At 31.6% G+C, this 2,841-nt stretch carries 2 protein-coding genes; both read right to left on the minus strand.

Annotation, left to right across the window (positions count from 1 at the left end; all coding sequences use genetic code 11):
• Positions 1–313: 313 nt before the first annotated feature.
• The gene (locus tag Q5I67_RS10405) at positions 314–928 is read right to left on the minus strand and encodes a CYTH domain-containing protein (protein ID WP_296898708.1); all 615 of its coding nucleotides are present in this window, start codon (positions 926–928) and stop codon (positions 314–316) included.
• Positions 921–2,654 carry an ABC transporter ATP-binding protein/permease gene (locus tag Q5I67_RS10410; protein ID WP_302487272.1) on the minus strand — a complete coding sequence of 578 codons (1,734 nt, stop codon included), beginning with the start codon at positions 2,652–2,654 and terminating at the stop codon, positions 921–923. Before Q5I67_RS10410 ends, Q5I67_RS10405 begins: the two co-directional genes overlap by 8 nt.
• Positions 2,655–2,841: the final 187 nt, after the last annotated feature.

The following is a 2,841-nucleotide window of genomic DNA, read 5'->3' on the forward strand; positions in this document are numbered from 1 at the left end:
CCTCCTGAAAAAATAAACATAGTTTACACATTTTGTCAATTTAGATAAAAATGCAGGAATTAATCTATAAAAACTATTAAAATTTACATAAATATAACAAATTACTCATAAAAACTTAACAATCTTAACAATTGTCGTACATTTTATAAAATTTAGATTAAATAAATTTACACAACCCCTTTTCTTATAGAAACTTCTCAAATAAATAAAATTCGTTACATTTTCATTTGACAGTATTACAATTCTATATAAATTTTGTAAATCCTGCTAAAATCCAAAAAAATTTTTAAAAATTTAAAAAAAAAGCAGAGCATTAAATTTGCTCTGCTAAAATCAATCCTTTTTTATACTTGCTGACTGTCGAAAGTTCTAAATTAAATTTTTCACTAAGTTCATTTTTTAGAGATAATAAATCTTCAATTCGTCCAGATTTTAACTCTATCTCTACCTCACAAATAGGAGATTTTCTTTTATTTCCTTGCACAAATCCAAGATCTAACGCTATTTCTACTCTTGAGTTCAACCAATTTATTTCCATACATTCACGCACAAAATCAGTTATTACAATCGGCATGAATTTTTTATCTTTAGTCTCCTTGATTAAATTCCAGACTTCATCTACATCTGCAAACACACTTATATCTGCATCTAAATTTGTTACTTTCTTATTAATTTCTACGCGTTCAAAAACGCCTTGTGTGTTTACTTTTCCCGATTTGTACGTTGCTACGAAACAATCATTCTCTTGTCGTACACGATAGGCAATTTTATGTTTTTGATAAAATTTTTCCTCAGTATCATAATAAATAGCCTTCATCACTATATTTTGCAGTCTTTGTCTTTCATTTTCTTGCAAGAATTTGCGTATATTTTCTATTTGGGCTTTATCTTTAATTTCTAACTTCACTTCAACTTCTTGATTATTCATGAATTTCCCAGCAACCTTTCTCTTTTAATTTTAAAATAGCTTGATGTTTACATATCAAACTACTGCGATGAGCGATACTTATTATTCTCGTATTTGGTAAATACATCTTTAACATATCATATAATTTACCTTCTAATTCCTCATCAAGGGCTGATGTTGCCTCATCTAAAAATACAAATTTAGGTTTATATAATAAAATTCTCGCAAAAGCTATTCTTTGCTGTTCACCTAAAGATAAAATTCGACTCCAATCATCAACAATATCCAATTTATCTACCAAGGCTTCCAACTTACAAGCTATGAGTATTTCTTTTATTTCTTCATCAGTATAATTTGCACTTAAGACCTCTTCTACTACTGGATAAGCAATAGCTTGTCTTAAACTGCCAAGTGGTAAATACGGTCTTTGCGGTAAAAATAAAAATTCTGCCTCTCGTGGCAAATAAACATCACCTTTTGCATAAGGCCAAAGACCTGCAAGTGTTCTAAGCAAAGTGGATTTTCCTACGCCAGAAGCCCCCATGATAAGTAATGACTGATATTCCATTAAATCCACTGTACAATCCTTAATTAAAATATCTTTATTCTTATTAGGAAGAAAAACATCTACATTTTTCAAGCCCACTTGCATTGCAGAAGCTTTTTCCATATGCAAATCTGATTTCAGAGCCAATGCTTCATCTACATGACGATTAAAACCATCAAGACGACGAACTACAGAACACCACTGGGCTATAGTTGTATACGCATCAACAAAATAAGACATCGCACCTTGTACCTGTCCAAAAGCATTGGATACCTGCATAATCCAGCCCACTTGCACTTCTTTAGCAAACCAACGCGGTGCAGCTAATAACAACGGAATAATTATCGCCAATTGAGTATAACCAGCTGTAAATCCATTTAAGATTTTTTGACGCGTCATGATATCGCGGAAATTGCCAATTACAATTTTAAATCTAGTCAAAAAATTCTCTAATTCAGGTTTTTCCCCGCGATAAAAAGCGATAGACTCTGTATTTTCTCTGACACGCATCATCGCAAAACGAAAATCAGCTTCATATTTTTGCTGTTCATAATTTAAATTAATGAGTGCTCTACCTACTTTATGTGTGAGATACGTACCTATAATAGAATATATCAAAGATAACCAAACCATATAACCATAAACAGTGAATTCATAACTGCCAATAGGCACAGTGATAATTCCCGATAAATTCCATAAGATCACCGTAAATGCAACCAAAGTTATCAATTGTCGCACAAGGCCAATAGTTAAAGATAAAGTCAAAGATACAAATTGATCGATATCTTCAGAAATACGCTGATCGGGGTTATCCATATCTTTTCCCATCAATTTCAACTTATAATAAGCCCTGTTTTCCATCCATTTTGCTAAATATTTATCCGTGAGCCATTCACGCCATTTGATCTGCAATAATTGCTGTAGATACACAGAATACACACCAATGGCGATATAAATAGCCGCAATTAAGGAAAATTTGCCCACTAAATACCAAAAACCATCAAATTCATAGGCTTGCAATACATCCCAAAATTCTTTATACCAATCGTTTACAAGCACTGTTAAAAATACACTGGCTAAATTCAAAACCAAAACTACAGCTAAGATAGCGTAAGCTTTCCATTTTTGTTCAGAACGCCAATATCCTAGTGCTAAAATCTTAAAAGCCTGTAAATAATACATAATTCTTCTTGAAGTCAAATCATACACCTCTATCCTAAAATTAATTTTCATATCTTCTAAAAAAATATGCTAAAATAAAGATATTGCTTACTTTTCTTTCATGAGCAAGAAAAGTAACAAAAGAACTCTACCTCCCGGATATCAATTTTCCTTTGTCAATTATAAAATTATGTCTATAACGCTCTAAACTCGCTTTGCTCAAACA

Source organism: uncultured Megamonas sp. (assembly GCF_958438645.1).
GTDB lineage: Bacteria > Bacillota > Negativicutes > Selenomonadales > Selenomonadaceae > Megamonas.